19 protein-coding genes are annotated in these 21,023 nt (G+C 55.9%); 6 read left to right on the top strand and 13 right to left on the bottom strand.

What is annotated here, in order from left to right; all coding sequences use genetic code 11:
* Nucleotides 1–133 precede the first annotated feature (133 nt).
* Nucleotides 134–1,930: a dihydroxy-acid dehydratase gene (locus tag FHS72_RS10590; RefSeq protein ID WP_183528855.1), complete on the top strand. Its 1,797-nt coding sequence runs from the start codon at nucleotides 134–136 to the stop codon at nucleotides 1,928–1,930.
* Between the two features lie 6 nt (nucleotides 1,931–1,936).
* Here FHS72_RS10590 and FHS72_RS10585 read toward each other — a convergent pair whose 3' ends face one another.
* The 3 genes from FHS72_RS10585 to FHS72_RS10575 all read right to left on the bottom strand — a co-directional run bounded on the left by FHS72_RS10585 (nucleotide 1,937) and on the right by FHS72_RS10575 (nucleotide 4,543).
* Complete coding sequence (locus FHS72_RS10585) at nucleotides 1,937–2,848, bottom strand: sugar kinase (RefSeq protein WP_183528853.1); 912 nt, start codon at nucleotides 2,846–2,848, stop codon at nucleotides 1,937–1,939.
* A 187-nt stretch (nucleotides 2,849–3,035) separates the two neighbouring features.
* Nucleotides 3,036–3,689 carry a Hint domain-containing protein gene (locus FHS72_RS10580; protein WP_183528851.1) on the bottom strand — a complete coding sequence of 218 codons (654 nt, stop codon included), beginning with the start codon at nucleotides 3,687–3,689 and terminating at the stop codon, nucleotides 3,036–3,038.
* 206 nt (nucleotides 3,690–3,895) lie between these two features.
* A complete protein-coding gene (locus FHS72_RS10575; protein WP_183528849.1) occupies nucleotides 3,896–4,543 on the bottom strand; it encodes a sulfotransferase family 2 domain-containing protein in 648 nt (215 codons plus the stop codon).
* A 90-nt stretch (nucleotides 4,544–4,633) separates the two neighbouring features.
* On the opposite strand from FHS72_RS10575, the gene FHS72_RS10570 reads away from it, so the two are divergent.
* Nucleotides 4,634–6,253 (top strand): AMP-binding protein, encoded by a 1,620-nt coding sequence (locus tag FHS72_RS10570; protein ID WP_183528847.1) that lies wholly within the window; start codon nucleotides 4,634–4,636, stop codon nucleotides 6,251–6,253.
* A gap of 100 nt (nucleotides 6,254–6,353) precedes the next feature.
* Nucleotides 6,354–7,358 (top strand): hypothetical protein, encoded by a 1,005-nt coding sequence (locus tag FHS72_RS10565; RefSeq protein ID WP_183528845.1) that lies wholly within the window; start codon nucleotides 6,354–6,356, stop codon nucleotides 7,356–7,358.
* Nucleotides 7,359–7,421: 63 nt separating this feature from the next.
* On the opposite strand, the gene FHS72_RS10560 is transcribed toward FHS72_RS10565, so the two are convergent.
* The 7 genes from FHS72_RS10560 to FHS72_RS10530 form a co-directional block, all read right to left on the bottom strand.
* The gene (locus FHS72_RS10560) at nucleotides 7,422–8,846 is read right to left on the bottom strand and encodes an SPOR domain-containing protein (RefSeq protein ID WP_183528843.1); all 1,425 of its coding nucleotides are present in this window, start codon (nucleotides 8,844–8,846) and stop codon (nucleotides 7,422–7,424) included.
* A gap of 85 nt (nucleotides 8,847–8,931) precedes the next feature.
* Nucleotides 8,932–9,567: a uracil phosphoribosyltransferase gene (gene upp / locus FHS72_RS10555; protein ID WP_183528842.1), complete on the bottom strand. Its 636-nt coding sequence runs from the start codon at nucleotides 9,565–9,567 to the stop codon at nucleotides 8,932–8,934.
* Entirely contained in the window at nucleotides 9,560–10,555 is a 996-nt protein-coding gene (locus FHS72_RS10550; protein ID WP_183528840.1) for an adenosine deaminase, read from the bottom strand. The genes upp and FHS72_RS10550 overlap by 8 nt, the downstream gene beginning before the upstream one ends.
* Nucleotides 10,552–11,769: a phosphopentomutase gene (locus FHS72_RS10545; protein ID WP_183528838.1), complete on the bottom strand. Its 1,218-nt coding sequence runs from the start codon at nucleotides 11,767–11,769 to the stop codon at nucleotides 10,552–10,554. The genes FHS72_RS10550 and FHS72_RS10545 overlap by 4 nt, the downstream gene beginning before the upstream one ends.
* The gene (locus FHS72_RS10540; protein WP_183528836.1) at nucleotides 11,766–13,070 is read right to left on the bottom strand and encodes a thymidine phosphorylase; all 1,305 of its coding nucleotides are present in this window, start codon (nucleotides 13,068–13,070) and stop codon (nucleotides 11,766–11,768) included. The genes FHS72_RS10545 and FHS72_RS10540 overlap by 4 nt, the downstream gene beginning before the upstream one ends.
* Before the next feature lie 3 nt (nucleotides 13,071–13,073).
* Nucleotides 13,074–13,580, bottom strand: a complete 507-nt coding sequence (locus FHS72_RS10535) for a cytidine deaminase (RefSeq protein ID WP_183528834.1) — start codon at nucleotides 13,578–13,580, stop codon at nucleotides 13,074–13,076.
* A complete protein-coding gene (locus tag FHS72_RS10530; protein WP_183528832.1) occupies nucleotides 13,525–14,613 on the bottom strand; it encodes a cupin domain-containing protein in 1,089 nt (362 codons plus the stop codon). Before FHS72_RS10530 ends, FHS72_RS10535 begins: the two co-directional genes overlap by 56 nt.
* A gap of 123 nt (nucleotides 14,614–14,736) precedes the next feature.
* Here FHS72_RS10530 and FHS72_RS10525 point away from each other — a divergent pair, with 123 nt between their 5' ends.
* On the top strand, nucleotides 14,737–17,016 hold the full coding sequence (locus FHS72_RS10525) for an NADP-dependent malic enzyme (protein ID WP_183528830.1): 2,280 nt from the start codon (nucleotides 14,737–14,739) through the stop codon (nucleotides 17,014–17,016).
* 35 nt (nucleotides 17,017–17,051) lie between these two features.
* Here the strand turns inward: FHS72_RS10525 and FHS72_RS10520 are convergent, their stop codons facing one another.
* Both FHS72_RS10520 and FHS72_RS10515 read right to left on the bottom strand, forming a co-directional pair.
* Nucleotides 17,052–17,402 carry a DUF6614 family protein gene (locus FHS72_RS10520; protein ID WP_183528828.1) on the bottom strand — a complete coding sequence of 117 codons (351 nt, stop codon included), beginning with the start codon at nucleotides 17,400–17,402 and terminating at the stop codon, nucleotides 17,052–17,054.
* 54 nt (nucleotides 17,403–17,456) lie between these two features.
* A complete protein-coding gene (locus tag FHS72_RS10515; protein ID WP_183528826.1) occupies nucleotides 17,457–18,221 on the bottom strand; it encodes an NAD kinase in 765 nt (254 codons plus the stop codon).
* A gap of 177 nt (nucleotides 18,222–18,398) precedes the next feature.
* On the opposite strand from FHS72_RS10515, the gene glyA reads away from it, so the two are divergent.
* On the top strand, nucleotides 18,399–19,694 hold the full coding sequence (glyA, locus tag FHS72_RS10510; protein ID WP_183528824.1) for a serine hydroxymethyltransferase: 1,296 nt from the start codon (nucleotides 18,399–18,401) through the stop codon (nucleotides 19,692–19,694).
* 94 nt (nucleotides 19,695–19,788) lie between these two features.
* Complete coding sequence (locus FHS72_RS10505; RefSeq protein ID WP_183528822.1) at nucleotides 19,789–20,637, top strand: DUF817 domain-containing protein; 849 nt, start codon at nucleotides 19,789–19,791, stop codon at nucleotides 20,635–20,637.
* On the opposite strand, the gene FHS72_RS10500 is transcribed toward FHS72_RS10505, so the two are convergent.
* Complete coding sequence (locus FHS72_RS10500; RefSeq protein WP_183528820.1) at nucleotides 20,607–20,966, bottom strand: hypothetical protein; 360 nt, start codon at nucleotides 20,964–20,966, stop codon at nucleotides 20,607–20,609. The two genes, FHS72_RS10505 and FHS72_RS10500, sit on opposite strands and share 31 nt — an antisense overlap.
* Nucleotides 20,967–21,023 lie beyond the last annotated feature (57 nt).

Genomic DNA, 21,023 nt, shown 5'->3' with positions numbered 1-21,023 from the left:
AATGTCGTGAATACCCGATCCAGTGGCGTCGATACGCAGTCAAACCGTTGCAAATCCGTCGTGAAAATGTGTACTCTTTGCTTAACATTGCGAGCGGACCAATTGGTCGGCCAGCCACAACAAGGATGCTGACGTGAAGAAAATTAAGCCTACTGAACTGCGTTCGCAAAAATGGTTCAACAACCCCGAAAACCCTGAAATGACCGCTCTTTATCTAGAGCGCTACTTGAACTACGGGCTGACCCGCGAAGAGCTGCAATCCGGCAAGCCGATCATCGCGATTGCGCAGACGGGTAGCGACCTAAGCCCTTGTAATCGCCACCATATCGAACTCGCCAAGCGGGTCCGCGACGGCATTATCGCCGCAGGTGGCGTACCGCTAGAAGTCCCCGTTCACCCTATTCAAGAGACAGGCAAACGCCCCACCGCGAGCCTTGACCGCAACCTCGCGTACCTCGGTTTGGTCGAGACACTGTTCGGCTATCCGCTGGACGGCGTGGTGTTAACCATTGGCTGTGACAAGACAACGCCCGCCCTGCTGATGGCCGCCGCAACGGTTAACATTCCCGCAATTGCGCTGTCCGTCGGCCCGATGCTAAACGGCTGGTACGAAGGTGAACGCGCGGGCTCTGGCACCGTCATTTGGAAGGCCCGTGAAAAGCTGGCGTCGGGTGAAATCGACGACGACGAATTCATGAATATCGCGGCCGCATCCGCCCCGTCTGTCGGATACTGCAACACGATGGGCACGGCCACGACGATGAACTCGCTGGCCGAAGCGCTCGGCATGCAGTTGCCCGGCGCCGCCGCGATCCCCGCCCCCTACCGCGAACGCGGTCAGATCAGCTATGAAACTGGTAAACGCATCGTTGATATGGTCTGGGAGGACCTGCGCCCGACCGACATCATGACTCGCGAAGCGTTTGAAAACGCCATCGTTGTGAACTCTGCCTTGGGTGGTTCGACCAACGCGCCGATCCACTTGAACGGCATTGCAAAGCACCTCGGCGTGCAGCTGAACAACGACGACTGGCAGGCTGTTGGCCACTCAGTTCCGCTATTGGTTAACCTGCAACCTGCCGGTAAATATCTGGGCGAAGATTTCCACCGCGCAGGTGGCGTCCCCGCCGTTATAGGCGAATTGTTGCAAACCGATTTGCTGCCGCATCCGAATGCGATCACTGCAAATGGCCGCACGATGCTCGACAATTGTAGCCTGCTGCGGACTGGCAATGACGATGTCATTTTGCCGGTCTCCGCCCCGCTTTTGCAGTCCGCCGGCTTTATCAACCTCAAGGGTAACCTGTTCGATAGCGCGATCATGAAAACCAGCGTGATTAGCGCTGCATTCCGCAAAACCTACCTGTCAAACCCCGATGATCCAGAAGCATTCGAAGGCCGCGCCATCGTGTTCGACGGACCTGAGGATTATCACCACCGCATCGACGACGAAGCCGAAGGCATTGATCAGAACTGCATCCTCGTGATGCGTGGCGCCGGCCCCAAAGGCTATCCAGGTGGCGCAGAAGTCGTGAACATGCGCGCACCATCTTACCTTTTGAAACAAGGGGTTGAGGCGCTGCCTTGCATCGGTGATGGACGCCAGTCCGGCACATCAGGTTCACCGTCTATCTTGAATGCGTCACCTGAGGCTGCGGATAACGGCGGCCTCGCGTTGCTACAAACTGGCGACATGATCCGCATCGATTTGAACGCCTGCACTGCAAATATCTTGGTATCGGACGATATTTTGCAGGCGCGTCTCGAAGGTTTGGTCGCCGCAGGTGGTTTCCCAATTCCCGTGTCGCAGTCGCCTTGGCAGCAATACTTCCGCGAGATGGTGCAACCGCTATCCGAAGGTATGACCCTGCGCGACGCCCCGAACTATCAGGACATCGCTCGCAAACACCTGCCGCGTGACAACCATTAACCTCGGTTAACGCGCCGCGACAGCACCAACGACCAAGGCGCCCGCGCCTTGGATCACCTGCTCTGCCAACGCGCAGCCAGCAGCGATCTGGGCCTCGGTGTCGCCCACAGCCCCCAGAAAACCAGCGTTGAAACTGTCCCCAGCAGCGGTTGTATCACGTACTTTTTCCGCCTTCTGCGGCATGAAGCTAGCGGTCTCACCGTTGGACAAATACCTGATCTCGCCGCCGCCGTTTTTCACGATGATCGTCGTGCAACCAGCCGCTTGATAACGGGCCTGCGTCGCCGCAATATCCGCATCACCAAAGAACAATGCCTCTTCGTCATGCGATGGAAACACGATGTCGCTGACACTGGCAAAATCCATGATCGCCGCACACATCGCCGTTGCATCCGGCCACAAACGCAGCCGCAAATTCGGATCAAACGCAATCGTCACGCCATTTGCACGCGCCGCTTTTAATTGCTCCCGCAGCCCAGCACGGCCAGCATCGTCAAGGATCGCGATCGAAATACCTGACAGATAAACAATGTCAGCACCGGCAATCGCCTTATCAACAAGTCCCTTTTGCCGCATCAATTCACGCGCCGCCGCCTGCCCGCGCCAATACGCAAAACTACGTTCGCCATCATCCAGATGGATCATATACAGGCCCATCGTGTGTGTTTCTAACCGCCCAATATGGTCGGTTCCAATGCCAGCGGCCTGTGTAAAAGCGGCCATTTTGTCGGACATCGGATCGGTCCCGATGCAGGTCACATAATCAATGTCCCAAGTTGGCTGCAGTTGGGCCAGATACCACGCAGTGTTATAGGTATCGCCAGCAAACGACGCGACAAAGCCGTCAGGCGCGCCAGTCGGGGCCAATTCAACCATGCATTCGCCGATGGATACGATGCGTTTTTTCTGTGCCGTCATAATTTTCCCCAACTTTTCGCCAAACTGGTATACCAGATCAGCCGCCAATACCAAGATTGTTTCGGCACAGCAAGTTTACTGCATCACCTTAACGATGTTTCCTACCACTTTTTAGCGGCGCGATCAGTAACAAACATTTAGGAAAACGGCGATCAGGACGAGGGCGAAACCCGACCTATTCGTCGCATTACGCAGCCGTCTGATACGGCGTCTGCATCGCGATTTTGCCCATGCCATCGATCTCCATCACAGTGATCAACGCCCGCGCCGCCTCTAACGGCAACGTGGTATAATCGGACAGGCCCGCGTCCAGTATGTCGGTGGATTTCGGGCAATGGATCAACGCACCAGTGTTTGCAAAGATAACTTCGTCTTGCGAAAACCCGAGCGTAATCAATTCGATCTGCTCTGCGGGTGGCACGCGCACAATGCCACGAAACCCTTCAAGCACAAGCGCAGGGATCATCGCAAACGGATCGCCAAACACCTCTTCGGCGGCGTCCGCTTCGATCATAACTGACTGCTGTGGCAACAAAACCATGTCGTCACGATTGCCAAGCGCATGGGCAGGGACAAACAGCGGCCACGCCTCGCCGGGTGCTAATTCGCCGCCTGTCATCAAAATTTGACGGTTCACAGAGGCCACGGTTTGCATGCCACCGTCGAACGTCAAAATCTGATCGCCAACAGCCACCGCCGCCACGTCGCGCCATCCCATTTGGGTCGCGACCTGCGTGCCAGCCACGAGACCGGCCGCCAATTCTGCCAATGTCGCATCCGCGAGCAAACCAGCCTCGGCCACTGCGCTACGTCCCCAGACGTCCCTTTTGAATTCAAACATCAGCAAAATCCCCTTTGGTGCAGCACCGACCGATTACGTTTCAGTTCTCGCCACGAGCACAATCAGTAGGCGATGATTCTGTGGACAAGATGCGTTGGAAAAGGGGCAAGTTTGCGACCTTGTTGCGTGGTTAATGGGGAATTAACCTTCTGAATTAAGATTTTAAACGAATGCGAAACAACTAGAACAAATCGCGCGGGGAATTTTTAAACAGACGGATCAAACGCATAGCCAAATGCGGCGATATCCGCACTGCAAACCTTTGAAATGACTTCAGCATCCGCGTCGCTGTAGTAGGGTCGCCAATCGCGGTCCCGTGACGACGCGTTCGCGCGACCAACAGCGCAGGTAAAGCCCACATGCGCCCAGAATGCCGTTAAATCATCCTCCAACGCTTCGAGCCGCGCAAACAAATCACAGCGCACCACCCCCGTCGCGTCAGTCACATGTGATCGATATGGCTGCGACGCAAACGCCGTCATAGTCGCCTCATGGTTGATGAAATCGGAAAAGCTCAAACTCTCCGCTAGACCCACCGCCGGATGCGCAAACGATTGCGTTTGTAGCCAATGATAATAACTCACGGCCCGATCCCACGGGTTTCGCACAATCGTCACCACAAAATACGCCGCCGGATCAACAACGCCGTGAATATCCGCCAACGTACTATGCTTCCACAACCGCCCCGCAGGTGTCAGCGTCTTCAGCCGCCCGCGCCGCTGCTGCGCTTTGGGCGTGTCGCCGATCAGGACATCATCCTTCATCGCCCGACCTTCCAAAGCCAGCGCCAGCGACGTGCCCCCCGTCTTGGGGATATGTACAAAAATGAACTTGCGGCCCGGCGAAATAATCATGCGGGTTTCCCTAATTGCTTCAAATACCTTGTCGTTTTCCCTCAACCCTGCCTAGTCTAAAGTGAACAGACAAACAGGGGGGTGCGTATCATGGGATGGATGAAAAACGAGATCGGGCTAGATAAATGCGCGGCTAATCACGTGCCACTGACGCCCTTGTCCCACCTCAAACGCGCAGCGACCGTGTTCAGTGACAAAACCGCGCTGATCTACGGCGACATCCGCCTATCCTACAGCGACTATCATACGCGCGTGACGCGACTGGCCTCTGCCTTGGTCAAGGCTGGCGTCAAGCCCGGCGATGTTGTCGCCACCCTTCTGCCCAACATTCCTGCGCAATCCGAAGCCGCCTTTGGCGTGCCCGCCTGCGGTGCTGTGCTGAACACGATCAATATCCGACTCGACGTGGACACAATCGCCTACATCCTAGACCACGGCGAAGCCTCTGTCGTGATCTGCGATAGTCAATTCCTCCCGCAATGTATGGACGCGATTGACGTGATGGATGGCCCCGCGCCGCTGGTTATCGAAGTCCCCGACACAGTCGCGGGCATCAAAGGCATCGGCGAGCAACAAGACTACGAAGATTTCCTCGCCACGGGCGATTCCGATTTCAACTGGATCATGCCAACGGACGAGTGGGAAAGCCTCGCGTTAAACTACACCTCCGGCACCACCGGACGGCCCAAAGGCGTCGTTTACCATCATCGCGGCGCGTATCTGATGACGATGGGCACCCCGATTTCGTGGCAATTACCGCTGTTCCCGATCTACCTGCAAATTGTGCCTCTGTTTCACTGCAACGGCTGGAACCACACGTGGATGATGCCCACGCTTGGCGGCACAGTCGTCTGCTGTCGCGACATCACGTCAGCGGCGATCTACGACGCGATCGCAGACCACGGCGTCACGCATTTCGGCGGCGCGCCTATCGTGCTGAACCTACTCGTGAACGCGACAACGCGGCGCGACTTTGATCACACCGTCGAGGTTTTCACCGCCGGCGCACCTCCCGCCCCCGCCACGCTCGCGAAAATTGGTAAACTTGGCTTTAACGTCACCCAAGTCTACGGCCTCACCGAAACCTACGGCCATGTCACCGAATGCATCTGGAACGCCGACTGGAACACCCTGCCCGGCGACGATCAATCCGCGATCAAAGCCCAGCAAGGCGTCGCTATGCCGATGATGGACGACATCACCGTGATGGACGAATACATGGCCCAAATCAGCAAAGACGGCACCGCCCAAGGCGAAATCATGATCCGTGGCAATGCGGTCATGAAAGGCTATTACAAAAACCCCGAAGCCACCCAAAAAGCCTTTGCTGGCAGCTACTTCCACTCAGAAGACATCGCGGTTCAACACCCCAACGGCTACATGCAAATCTCTGATCGGGCCAAAGACATCATCATTTCAGGCGGCGAAAACGTATCCTCGGTCGAGGTCGAAGCAGTCCTCATGAACCATCCTGCCGTGAACCTCTGCGCCGTGGTCGCAAAACCGGACGAGACATGGGGCGAAGTCCCCTGCGCCTTCGTCGAACTCAAAGACGGCGCCACCGCAGACGAGGCCGCAATTATCGCCTTTGCCCGCGACCACCTCGCTGGCTTCAAAACCCCGAAACACGTCGTCTTCCAAGACCTTCCCAAAACCTCCACTGGCAAAATCCAAAAATTCGAACTTCGCAATGTGGCAAAGTCGGTCTAATTTCATTTCGCCAAAACAACTCATTTCAACATCAGCCACCCACTCCACTACCCATTATGGAAAACCCCCGCTAAACTATTGAAAAAAGTAAAGCAGGCACATGACGGCACTAACCCAATTTGAACGGCTCGAAAGCGATGGGATTTGGCGTGAAACGTCCACATCCGACCCCATTGAGGTGACCGTTTCTTTTGGCAAAGCGACCTTGGTGCTTAACGATCGTAACGAACAACCGCTGACCCATTGGTCGCTGCCCGCCGTGACACGCCTAAACCCCGGACACCGTCCCGCGCTGTTCACGCCCGCCCCCGAGACCGACGAGACGCTGGAAATCGAAGACGACCTGATGGTCGACGCCATCGAAACTGTGCGCAAGGCATTAACCAAATCCGCCCCACGCCAAAGCCGTTTGCGCAGCGTGGTGACATTATCCCTGATCGGCGTGTTCGTTGCTGCGGCAGCACTCTGGGGACCGGGCGCGTTTCGGCGACAAACCCTGTCCGTTGTGCCCGACTCCAAACGCACCGAAATTGGGGCAACCATTCTGGGCCACTACCAACGCCTGACTGGCCCCACCTGCCGTAACCCGATTGGCACAGTGCCGCTGGCCAAGCTGAAAACCCGCCTGATGGGCCGCGATACCAAAGGCCAAATCGTCGTTGTGCAATCCCTACCCCAAGGTGCGACCGTGCTGCCCGGCGGTATCGTTTTGATTGACCGCGCCTTGATCGAACAGCTTGACGATCCGGCGATCGCTGCGGGCTTCATCATCGCCGCGATTGCAGGTCGCGACAGCCATGATCCGCTCGCCGATGTTCTGTCAGACGCAGGGTTGAACACAACCGTCCAACTTTTCACGACAGGCGACATTCCGAACGACGTGCTTGGCGACTATGCCAGATCCATTCAAGAAATATCGTTAACGCCCGCCAAACCATCCGAGCTTGTCACCGCTTTTGACAACGCCAAAATCCCGCTCGCGCCCTACGCCGCGATCCGTGATCCTGATGGGGCAATGTTTGGCGACGTAGCCTCCGACACAACCACAAGTGTTCTGACCGATAGCGAATGGGTGCGCCTACAAGGCATCTGCGCCAGCTACTAATTTACCCTCTGAACAAGAAAAGACCCCGCGATACCCTGCGAGGCCCTTTCCCGGGAGAACCGATTAGTTCCGGGTGAACGCATCCCCAAAGCCTGCCGTGCGCGCGGCTTGCAAGCCCGTTTGCAGCTGCGCTGGTTGGGTAAATGGTCCTAAAATAACGATCTTGACCGCTTTGCCGCCCAATGTCCCATTCGAAAATGTGACAGGCCAGCCGCGTGCTTGAAATTGTCCAGCAAGACGATTGGCATTTGCCGCGTCGCCAAAGCTGCCAACCTGCACGTAACGGTGCGTCGATGCGGCGGCCGCTGGTGCGCGCACTGTTGCGGGTGCGACGCTGCGGGACGATGCTCGCGCAGCGGTTGCAGTTGCAGGAACCAAACCTTCAGAAATTGCTTGCTCGCGCGTAATACGGCGCAGGCCACGGTTTTGGTTAATCCGGTTGTCATCCCAAACCCGCGTATAGCCAGCAGGCGGTTGAATAACCTGCTCGCGCACGGTTTCTGGTGCTGGGTTCGAGGCTGGCACAACGGCACCAAACAGTGACGTCTCTCGTGCCACTGGCGCCACTGAAGTCGTCGTCGACGTTGCACGTGGCGCGACATTTGACGCGACCGATGCCACTGCGACTGGCGCAGGGGCCGATGGACACACGACAGGTGAACCTGTTGCTGCATTGATAAAGCGACGACCTGTCGCTGCAATCTCTGTGCAAATTTGCGCAAGCGTCACACGGCGCGGACCTGCATCGACAACAGGTGCGACGGCTGCAATCACCGTCGGCGTCGCTGGCGCCTGTGCTGGGCCGCAATCAATCGGTTGCCCGGTTGACCCGCTAATGAAACCGGCCTGAATACCAAAACGTCCGTTACAAGCTTGGGCCAAAGTGATGCGCGGCGTCGGCGCTGGCGCAGCCACAACAGGGGCCGGAGCCGTCGCAAGTAGCGGTGCAGGCAGCGGGAAAGGTGCAGCAATCGGCGCCGCAACAGGCGCTGCCACTGGGGCCGGACCACAGTTAATCGGATCGCCGTTCGCCGTGGCAAAACCCGCTTGGATACCAAATTTGCCTTCGCAAACCTCAGCCAATGTTATGCGGCGCGGCGCAGGCGCTGCGGGCGCTGCAACCCGCGCAGGGGTCGATGCAGGAACCACGCGAGCAGCCGCAGGTGCGGAAACAACACGCGCTTCAGGAATATCCGCGAAGGTGATGATCGGGCCAGACGCAGCACTTGTCGTCGCCGATGCACTTATTTGTGTCGGCTGAAACCCACACAATTGCGCACGTGTGCGATCAACGCGCGGCACCCAATTGGTTAACGCGCCACGTCCGGCACGCACAAATGCACAGCCTTTGCTGTCGACATATTGCGTGCCGTTATAAGACGTCGGCGGAAATTCAGCCGGTGTGGCAAGCACTTGGGCCTGCACTGTTAACGTCGCACCGGCCGAGATGGCCAAAATACTTACAAAACCTAAAGCAACCCGTACCATGTTGGTCGTATTCTCCACCATATTTTGTATGAGAATGCCTGAGGTGGCCTATTTTGTAAAGAATCCCTTTAAGACCTTGTTAATATTACTTCGTACCGAACATCCGGTCACCCGCATCGCCAAGGCCCGGCACGATATAACCCTCTTCATTCAAGTGGCTATCAACCGCAGCGGTCACGATCGGCACATCAGGGTGCGCTTCTTGCATCCGCGCGATTCCCTCAGGTGAGGCGAGCAAACACAAGAAACGGATGTTCTTAGCGCCTGCTTTTTTCAGCAAATCAATCGCTGCGACAGACGAATTGCCAGTGGCCAACATCGGGTCCACAGCAATCACAAGACGATCCGCCATCTCGGTCGGCACCTTAAAGTAGTACTGCACCGGCTGCAGCGTTTCTTCGTCGCGGTACAATCCGACAAAACCAACACGCGCGGATGGAATCAATTCCAAGACACCGTCCAGCAACCCGTTCCCAGCCCGCAAAATCGACACAAGCGCCAACTTCTTGCCGTCCAAAACCGGTGCTTCCATCGGTTGCATCGGCGTGTCGATCTGCTTGGTCGTCATCGGCAAACCGCGTGTCACTTCATACGCAAGCAACTGCGAAATTTCCCGCAAGAGTTGCCGAAACAAAGCCGTCGACGTGTTCTTGTCGCGCATCAATGTCAGTTTATGCTGCACCAGAGGATGGGTCACATGGTTCAGGTGTGGGTCAGTCATTTTTGGCAGCCTCCAGGCGTTTCACGATAGCAGCGCGGGTCTTGTCATCACAAAACGCGGCCTCAATTGCAGTGGTATTCAGCGCATCAAAGTCTGGGCGATCCCAGCCAAAAACGCGGTTCAGATTCTCGAATTCTTTTGTCATAGTTGTGTGGAAAAACGGCGGATCATCCGTGGATACGGTGATTTTCACACCGCGATCACGCAGCTTTGCGATAGGGTGGTCATCCCACCCAGACACGGCCTTCAGCACCACGTTGGACCCCGGACAGACTTCTAGCACGATGCCGTCTTCGACCAATTTATCGACTAGAGCGTCGTCATTGATCGCGTTAATCCCGTGACCGATACGTTCAACCTTCAGGTCGCGCAACGTGTCAGCAACCATTTCAGGCCCGCCCCATTCGCCCGCATGGCACGTCAATCGCAGCCCAGATTCACGCGCCATATCAAAGCTATAGGCGAAATCACCCGGGCGACCCATCATTTCAGCGCCGGCCATGCCGAACCCGACGACGTAGTCATCAGCCGTTTCAGCCGCACATTTTGCAGCCTTGATCGCATTCTCAGGACCTTCGTGGCGCAGACATGTCACAATCGCACGATGCACGATGCCAAAGTCCTTTTCGGCAGCGTCGGCACCCTCTTTGATCGCGGCTAAAAACTCTTTCCACGCGACCAAATCGCAGTTACCGCAGAAATCCGGCGACAAAAACGTCTCGGCATAAATCACACCAGTTTTCGCAGTCTCTTCTAACGCCACATAGGTCAGCGCCCGAAAATCTTCGGGGGTCGTTAGCGGCGCTGTCGCACCATCGTAGACCTGAATGAAATGCCCAAAGTCGCGAAAGCTATAATTACCCTCGTCATCAAAGAAATCGCTGACGTCGATCTTTTTCTTCTGCGCGAGTTGGCGAATAAACGACGGCGGCGCAGCGGCCTCGTGGTGCAAGTGAAGCTCAACCTTAGGCATAGTCGCAAACGTCATAAAAAACTCTTTCCTTGGCCCGCGTAGGGCACATCCAAGTGGGCTGCAATCGACGCGGCAACATCCGTAAACTGTAGATGCCCCAATGCCTTCGCCCCAATACCATGGACCAAAACCGGCACACGTTCGCGCGTGTGGTCGGTGCCGGACCAAGTGGGGTCATTGCCATGGTCCGCAGTCACGATCAACAGGTCATCGGGACGTAAACTAGGGATTAATGCCGCCAACGCGGCGTCAAACCATTCCAGATGCCGCGCATAGCCCGCCACGTCGCGGCGGTGGCCATATTCACTGTCAAATTCAACCAAATTAACAAAGGTAAACGATCCTGCTTCGGCGTTAACCACCAAATCGCTCAGGTCGTTCATCAAACTTTGATCGCGCCCTTTGCTAGTCGTCGTGATCCCGCGCATCGAAAAAATGTCACCGATTTTACCGACACCATGCACCACGCGTCCTGCATCAAACACATAGTCGCATAACGTCGGCGACGGAGGCGCAATCGCGAAATCACGACGATATTCGGTGCGTTTAAAACCCGTTTCAGGGTCGCCAACAAATGGCCGCGCAATCACCCGCCCCACCTTCATCGCATGCAACGTCGGCGCAATATCAGCACACAACTTCAGCAGTCGCTCACGCCCAAACGTGTCCTCATGCGCCGCAATCTGAAGCACGGAATCGGCGGACGTATAGCAAATCGGCCAACCGGTTTTCATGTGCCGCGCACCTTCAGCCTCGATGACCGTCGTGCCGCTATCGTGCCGATTGCCAAGGATTTCGCCAGTTCCGGCCGCCTCGCAAATCATCACAGTCAGGTCGTCGGGAAAGGCCGGATCGGCGTCAGGAAACGTGTGCCAATCCCACGGAACAGGCACGCCGGCCAACTCCCAATGTCCCGACGGCGTGTCCTTGCCGCGCGAAATTTCCGTAGCCGCACCCCATGCACCCGCAGGCGTGTCGTCGACGGCCACGTCATTGGCCAAACGCATCGCGGCAGTCATGCCCAACGCGTCCAAAGTCGGAATAGTCAGCGGACCGGACCTGCCATCGTCGGCGGCACCAGCAGCGCAAGCGTCAGCGATATGACCCAATGTATTTGCACCCGTATCGGGCAAATCACCGTTGAAATATTCTGCCGCGTCAGGCGCGCCACCGATACCAACGCTATCGATGACAACCAAAAAAGCACGCGCCGCAGTCACATCCGTCATGGGTCTACCCTACTGATAATCAAAGGCATTGCGTCCGGTGCATCACCAATAGTGATCGCGGCCCGAACTGCCTGCGCGGCCGCTTCTGCCGCATCATCATCAGCCGCGTGGATCATGCAAAGCGCATCACCGCGGCTGATTTTATCCCCGACATTAACCATATCTGACAACCCCACAGCAGGGTTAATCGGATCCGTTTCGACTTGCCGCCCGCCGCCCATCGCAACAACCGCCAGCCCCAATGCTTCGCCGTTGATCGCAGAGATATATCCATCATCCGCGGCCTGCACGTCACCTGTCACCGCGGCCTTTGGCAAGTGCGTCCGCCAATCGTCGGCCATGTCAGGCGGGCCGCCCAATGCCGCGACCATGTCGGCGAATTTAACCATAGCGTCGCCCGACGTGATCGCCTTTTCCAACCGTGCTTTCGCCCGTTTTTCGTCCTCGCCATGCAATGCCAAAACCCGTGCGCCCAGCGCGATGCTCAACTCGTACAGACGCGGCGCGGCGGCGATATTTCCGCTCAATACCTCCATGCAAACCGCGACTTCGACCGCATTGCCAAGCGCAGGTGCCAGTGGCGTATTCATGTCCGTAACCAGTGCTGCCGTGTTGCACCCTGCCCCGTTTGCCGTGCCGACAAGAGCGCGCGCAAGCGCCTCCGCCTCGTCAACGGTTTTCATAAACGCGCCAGATCCCGCTTTGACGTCCAGCACCAAACCACCCAATCCAGCCGCGAGTTTTTTCGCGAGAATCGACGCCGTGATCAAGTCCATGCTGTCGACCGTCGCCGTCACATCGCGGATCGCATAAAGCCGTTTATCAGCGGGCGCGATGCTGCCTGTTGCGCTCACGATCGCACAGCCGACGCGACCCACAATCCGGCGCAACTTCGCTTCTGTCACCGAAGTGGACAGGCCCGGTATCGCTTCGAGCTTGTCCAAGGTGCCGCCCGTGTGCCCCAAACCGCGCCCCGAAATCATCGGCACGTAGACGCCACAAGCAGCCAATGCTGGGGCCAAAATCAGCGAAACGCAGTCGCCCACGCCGCCTGTCGAATGTTTGTCCAAAACCGGCCCGTCAAAGTCCCACGTCAGCACATCGCCGCTGTCGCGCATCCCTGTCGTCAACGCCACGCGCCCCGCGTCTGACAAGCCGTTCAAACACACCGCCATCGCGAATGCGCCCGCTTGCGCGTCACTCACCGTCATATTAGCCAAGCCATTGGCGAACCACGATAGTTCTTCTGATGTCGGTGTCTGCTGACGACGGACTTTAGCAATGATCGCGCGGGTATCCATGGCCTAGGTCCGCGTCATAAAGTCGGCATCAAATTGGCCTGGCAGCAACTTGCCTACGGTTGTGACGTCTTGCAAACCATCGGTCGTTAACATCGTGACAACCACGTCACCACCCGCGAATTCCGACAGTTTTTGACGACATCCGCCGCACGGCGTCACAGGTTTCGGGCTGTCCGCAATCACGGCGACTTCGGCAATTTCAGTTTCGCCCGCTGCAACCATTGCGGCAATCGCGCCCGCTTCGGCGCAGGTCCCTTCCGGGTAGGCCACGTTTTCGACATTACAGCCGACATAGACATTACCCGAAGCTGTTTTCAAAGCCGCGCCGACCTTAAAATTCGAATAAGGGGCGTGGGCGTTTTCGCGCACAGCGCGAGCGGCGTCGAACAAAATCATGCGGGGCTCCTTGCATTTGATCGGATCAATGTGACGGGCCGCGCTGGTCGATGCAAGTTTAGACTTGCGTGGTGAAAACACCCGGCAGCGCGACTTCGAGAAGTTCAAGATCATCGCTCGCGTCAGCATAGCGCGTGCGCATCTGCGGCGGGATCACAAAGGCATCACCAGCCGATAGAATATGCGGCGGCTGCCCGTCCCCTTCGAGGGTAAACGAACCCTCCATCACAAAGGTAAAATGAATGTCCGCGTCGTGGCTCGCCCAAACCGGATCGCCCGCGCCTTTGCGAATAACCTGCACACCCGCAACAGCATGCGTGTTCGCAGCAATCGTCGTGTCCCGCGCCACGAACCCCGGCAGACGGAAATCAGACCACTCTGCGCCGTCAGCCACATTATGCACAAACCGTTGCCCGTCCCATTCGCGATCATGGTTAATGACGGAGGTCGGTAGCAGCATATCATGGTCAATCTCAGTGACGTGCTCTGCAGGCACGCCGATCTCGATTACTTCAATCCCGTCAGAGGCTTCAAGCACGCGGTGCCGGATTTCAGGCGGCTGAATAAAGCAATCACCAGCCGTTAACCTAATCGGCCCACCTTGGTCTTCGTAAACTACATCGACCCAGCCTTTATAGCAGAAAATCAGCTGAAATCCGACCTTATGATAATGCACCATGTCCGGCACAGGGCCGCCATCGGGAATACGAATATGGCTCGCGATGATCGACCCGCCCAAACGATCAGGGATCAAATCACGATAATGCATGCCTGCGCGACCAATCACCCAAGGGGCCTGATCAGCCAATCGACGCACGACAAAACTGTGGTTCGTTTCCGGCATGATCAGCGGCACATTGCGCGGCTCGACGGTCACAATCGTGCCACCAGGCGACGTCAAATCCGTTGCGCCATCCGCAAATTCGCGATCGTCAGTGACAAAAACCAGCTGACCAGCAGCACCGCCCAAATCACCATCAAGCCGCACATGCAGCCCATGTCCGCTAAAAGACGCGACCTTTGGATCATCCGCAGGATAAATCCGATCCATCCGCATCCCCAAAACTTTGGTGAAAAAACCAATGTCTGCGGTGAGGTTGGTGGTGGAAAGCCGAACTTCGGCCTGCGTAACTGTTTTCTGTGTCATACGCGCAAATTGTCCCGCCTCTTGACGATTTGCAAGCAAAGTTGATCCATGTTCTTTGCTGGGTGCTTTCCTTAGGGCAAGAAAAGTAGTTTACCATTAAACAAATAACTTCAGGGTGAGAAAATGACGGACGACGCAAAAGACGCTCTTCGGGAAGCGGCGCTGAAATATCACCAGTTTCCCAAGCCCGGAAAACTGGAAATCCGCGCGACAAAGCCACTTGCAAACGGCCGCGACCTATCCCGCGCCTATTCGCCCGGCGTCGCCGAAGCCTGCCTTGAAATCAAAGCAAACGCTGACACCGCCCGCGACTACACCACACGCGGCAACTTGGTCGGCGTTGTCACCAACGGTACTGCTGTTTTGGGCCTTGGCAATATTGGTGCGCTGGCGTCGAAACCCGTCATGGAAGGCAAGGCAGTTCTGTTCAAAAAATTCGCGAACATCGACTGTTTTGATATCGAACTCGACGAACCTGACCCCGTGAAGCTCGCTGAAATTGTCTGTGCGCTCGGTCCCACATTCGGCGCGATTAACCTTGAAGACATCAAAGCACCGGACTGCTTTATCGTCGAGAAAATCTGCCGCGAACGGATGAACATTCCCGTTTTCCACGACGACCAACACGGCACTGCGATTGTCGTCGGGGCCGCCGCGACCAACGCGCTGCGCGTTGCTGGTAAGAAATTCGAAGACATCAAAATCGTCTCAACCGGCGGTGGCGCGGCTGGCATCGCATGTCTCAATATGTTGCTTAAACTTGGCGTGAAACGCGAAAACGTATGGTTGTGTGATATCGAAGGCCTCGTGTACGAGGGCCGCGAAAAAGACATGACGCCGCAAAAAGCCGACTTTGCCCAAGGCAAAACCGCAGCCACCTTGATGGATGTGATCGACGATGCCGATCTGTTCCTCGGCCTCTCTGGCCCCGGTGTTCTGAAACCGGACATGGTCGCGAAAATGGCCGAGAACCCGATCATCTTTGCACTCGCTAACCCCAATCCGGAAATCTCGCCCGAAGACGCCCGCAGCGTTGCACCCCGCGCGATCATCGCCACCGGACGCAGCGACTTTCCGAACCAAGTAAACAACGTTCTTTGCTTCCCGTTCATCTTTCGGGGCGCACTCGACGTCGGTGCGACAGACATCAACGATGCCATGAAAATCGCCTGCGTTGACGGAATCGCAGCCCTCGCCCGCGAAACGACATCTGCCGAAGCCGCCGCCGCCTATTCTGGCGAACAGCTGACATTTGGCGCTGACTACTTAATCCCAAAACCATTTGATCCGCGCCTAATGGGCGTCGTCGCCACGGCTGTCGCCAAGGCCGCGATGGAAAGCGGTGTTGCCCAACGTCCAATCGAAAATCTTGAGGCGTACAAAGCGAACCTTGATGGATCTGTTTTCAAATCCGCTTTCTTGATGCGTCCGGTTTTCGAAGCAGCCCGTAGCGCCAGCCGTCGGATCGTCTTTGCCGAAGGCGAAGACGAACGTGTACTCCGCGCCGCACAAGCGGTGATGGAAGAAACCACAGAACAGCCAATCCTGATTGGCCGACCAGAGGTCATTCAAGCCCGCGCGGAACGTGCTGGCCTGAAAATCAAGCCCGGCATCGATATCGAAATCGTGAACCCTGAAAACGATCCGCGCTACCGCGATTATTGGAGCACCTACCACGACATCATGGCGCGGCGCGGCGTCACGCCCGATCTTGCCCGTGCAATCATGCGGACCAACACCACCGCGATTGGTGCGGTCATGGTGCATCGCAACGAGGCGGATTCGCTGATTTGCGGCACCTTTGGGCAGTTCCTCTGGCACATGAAATACGTGACCGAAATCCTTGGCTCTGCAACGCTTCACCCTGTCGCGGCGCTATCGCTGATGATCTTGGAAGACGGACCGCTATTCATCGCCGACACCCAAGTTCACGCTGAGCCGTCGCCAGATCAGATCGCCGAAACAGTGATCAGTTGCGCGCGACACATCCGCCGTTTTGGCATCGACCCAAAAATCGCGCTCTGTTCGCACAGCCAATTCGGCAACCTCGACAATTCGTCAGGGCAGCGGATGCGCGAAGCGATGGCGATTCTGGACAGCGCCCCGCGCGACTTTGATTACGAAGGCGAAATGCACGTTGATTCCGCGCTGGACGTCGAATTGCGAAACCGTGTTTTCCCCAATGCTCATTTGCCCGGCCCCGCAAATTGCCTTGTCTTTGGAAATACCGATGCCGCGTCCGGCGTCCGTAATATCCTGAAGATGAAAGGCGGCGGATTAGAAGTTGGGCCGATCCTGATGGGCCTCGGAAACAAGGCACATATCGTCACGCCGTCGATCACAACCCGTGGCCTGCTGAACATGTCTGCGCTCGCAGGAACACCAGTTGCGCATTACGGTTAATATATTGGGGCGGCTGTTCTAGTCGCCCCTATCAATCAAATCAGCGCCATCCGCTCGGCCCTCTCTGGATCAGGAAATGGCCGATATAAGGCCACATCAACCGCGCCGATCATTTGATGAACCGTCGTATACAGCCGTTCGACGTGAACATCGTCCGAACCGGTAAATCGAAACGCACGATCAAGCTGCGCCATGTCTTCAACCTCGATTTCAAGCTGGAAATCTCGGGCCACTGGTGCACCAAACCCCAGCTTTCGACGGTATAATCGCCAATCGGCGATTACCCCTTTAGATTGCAAATATGCCATCCATGCCTCAATCGCCACGGCGAACGCGACGGCCTTGGCGTCGTCTTTTAGATCGACAGAGCATTGATATAAATTCATCGGGCCTCCCAACTGCTGATCAAACGACCATCGCAGGAATTACCTACAAAATTATTAAGCGAACTGCTCTTGGATCAATCTTTCTTCCAATCCATGGCCCGGATCGAACAAAATCCGATGCTGCACATCCGGATCAGATCGAATTTCAACGCTGGCGACATTTTTTACAGACTTACCGTCCGCGTCCGCCATGACAGGTCGTTTTGCGCTGTCGATCACATCAAACCTGACTACGGCACGCTTCGGTAGCAATGCGCCACGCCACCGCCGTGGCCGAAATGCGGCCATCGCCGTCAAGGTCAGAACATCAGAGCCAATCGGCAAAATCGGACCATGGGCCGAGTAATTATACGCCGTTGATCCAGCGGGCGTCGCCACTAACGCCCCGTCGCACACCAATTCTTTCATGCGCACTTTACCGTCCACAGAAATCCGCAATCGCGCGGCTTGTGGACCAGCCCGCAAAAGCGACACCTCGTTGATCGCCAGTAGTTCGTGCATTTGCCCGTCTACCGTTAGCGCGTTCATGACCAATGGATTGATCACCTCTTCTTCGGCCACATTCAGCCGCGCACGCAAATCATCAGCGTGAAATTCATTCATCAAGAACCCGACAGTTCCCCTGTTCATGCCATAAACGGGCGCTGACAGCTTTTGTGTAGCATGCAGCGTTTGCAGCATGAAACCATCGCCGCCCAACGCCACAATGACGTCAGCTTCCTCTTGCGGCACGTTTCCATGCGCTTTGGACAAGGCAACCAACGCCTCTTGTGCCAAGGGCACCGGACTGGCCAGAAACGCTATCTGATGACGAGGCATAACACTGATTTCCTTAACATTCCTCTAAGACATCCCCCGATCAACAAAGAAACGCAAGCAACGGATCGGAAACTGATCATGGCGGGCTCATAACGTTCATGGTCGTTTTGATGCTTTTGAGACCGGCGTTCCTGCGTTAAGACAACGCTAACTTGCCACTCAAGGGGATTTTCCGCCATGACCGACACTGTACGCGACACCGGCTTTTTCACTGAAACCATCGCCACGCGCGACCCAGAACTGCACGCAGCAATGCAGCTCGAACTCAAGCGCCAGCGCAAAGAGATCGAATTGATCGCTTCAGAAAACATCGTCTCAGCCGCGGTTATGGAAGCCCAAGGCAGCGTATTAACCAACAAATACGCCGAAGGCTATCCGGGCCGTCGCTACTACGGTGGCTGCCAACATGTTGATGTTGCTGAAAACCTTGCCATTGATCGTGCTAAGCAGTTATTTGGTTGCGAGTTTGTGAATGTGCAGCCGAACTCTGGCTCGCAAGCCAACCAAGGTGTTTACCAAGCATTAATTCAACCTGGCGACACGATTCTAGGCATGTCGCTCGACGCTGGCGGACACCTGACTCACGGCGCCAAACCGAACCAATCCGGTAAGATTTACAACGCTGTGCAATACGGTGTGCGCAAGCAAGATAGCCTACTGGATTACGACGAAGTGCAGGCATTGGCGACCGAACATAACCCCAAAATGATCATCGCAGGCGGTTCTGCCATTCCACGGATCATTGATTTCAAACGTATGCGCGAGATTGCGGATTCTGTTGGTGCGTATCTGCTGGTCGATATGGCCCATTTCGCTGGCCTTGTCGCCGCTGGCATCTATCCATCACCGTTCCCCTACGCCCATGTTGCGACGACAACGACGCATAAAACGTTGCGTGGTCCACGTGGCGGTATGATCCTGACCAACGACGAAGCACTCGCGAAAAAATTCAACTCTGCCATTTTCCCAGGCATCCAAGGCGGCCCGTTGATGCATGTCATCGCCGGTAAAGCCGTGGCCTTTGGCGAGGCATTGCGCCCAGAATTCAAAAGCTACCAAGAGCAGGTCGTGAAAAACGCACAGGCCCTTGCGGATCAACTGATGAAAGGCGGCTTAGATATCGTTTCAGGCGGGACTGACAGCCATTTGATGTTGGTTGATTTGCGTCCAAAAGACGTGAAAGGTAACGCAACTGAAGTTGCCTTGGGCCGCGCCCACATCACATGCAACAAAAACGGCATTCCGTTTGACCCTGAGAAACCGATGATCACTTCTGGTATTCGTCTGGGGTCTCCTGCGGGGACAACACGTGGTTTTGGCGAAGCCGAATTCCGTCAGATCGCCGATTGGATTGTCGAAGTTGTCGACGGTCTTGCCGCGAACGGCCCAGACGGAAACGCCGATGTCGAAGCTAAGGTTCGCGCCGAAGTCGAAGCGCTTTGCGACAAGTTCCCAATTTATCCGAACCTGTAATCCTAATAACTCTGCCTTTCCCATCTCTCTGAGTTGGGGAAGGCATTTCCATAGAACACCTTAACACCCCGCAATCGTTGTGCGATACACTCTCATGACAGACATTGCGCCTCTCACGACATTTCGTGGCATCATCCAACTGCTCTTCCATTTCGGCCTAAAACAAGCCTCAGCATGTATATTTGGCATTTGCCTTCTCATCGCGATGATCCTGACGCGAATGATATGGCAGGAAAGCTGGGCGCTGGCCCGTTATGATGCGCTTCTCTTTATCGCAATTGCCCTTCAAGTTTTGTTTCTGAAGACAGGCATAGAAACGATCAGCGAAGCCCGCGTTATTTTACTGTTCCACATCACCGGCACAGCGATGGAAATTTTCAAAGTTCACGCCGGATCGTGGAGCTACCCTGATCCCAGCATCATTCGCATCTACGACGTACCGCTTTACACTGGTTTTATGTACGCAGCAGTCGGCAGCTATATGGCAAGGGTGGTGCGGCTATTCGACATGGAAATGGCCCCTTTCCCGCCTTTGTGGCTGCACTACGGATTGGCGACGCTCGTCTATATCAACTTTTTCAGCCACCATTTTATCATCGACATACGTTACTTTCTGTTTGCGGCTACTATCATTCTTTATGGTCGCACCCAAATTTGGTTTCGAGTCAGACGCCGTTGGCTGTGGATGCCACTGCCGCTTGCCGCGTTTTTCTCTAGCTTTTTCCTGTGGATCGCAGAGAATATTGGAACTGCGACGGGGACGTGGCTGTATTCCGGTCAATCGGCGTTTGAAATGGTGCGATTTGCGAAAATGGGGGCGTGGTATTTGCTACTTTATGTCTCCTTCGCGACGGTCACACTGGTTGTACGGGTAACGCCCCGCGAGGGCGCTGAAAATCGGCCGATGCGTCGTTATAGCAGACCACGTTTTACTAAAACGTAAACAACAACGATAAATGTGACGATCAACACGGCAGAGATCGTCCCCAATATACCTAAAATGCGACCTTTCAGCCGATCCGCTGGATCAATGGTTTTGAGGAAATTTATCAAGTTTTGCGCGGCTTTACGCGTTGCAGCGTCGTCGTTCATCCGCGCCAATTTCGGATTTTCCGCGACGGTCATCGCATCGACGACGACCTTTGCATCGCGGCGCAAGCGGCGTGGTAATTGCCGCCCAGCTTTGCGCAGTTGGACGTCTAACGTTTGCCCACGCGCGCGTAGTTTCGCCGCGAGCAGTGCTCGGATTTCATCCACTTGATTTTGAAGCATTTCTTCGGCCATTGTGGCAATATAAATGGTGGGCCTTCAAGGTCAACGCAGGAGAAC

The organism is Yoonia ponticola (assembly GCF_014199395.1).
GTDB classification, from domain to species: Bacteria; Pseudomonadota; Alphaproteobacteria; order Rhodobacterales; family Rhodobacteraceae; genus Yoonia; species Yoonia ponticola.
Note: the sequence above shows the minus strand (reverse complement) of the source record. Positions and strands in the feature narration are given on the sequence as shown.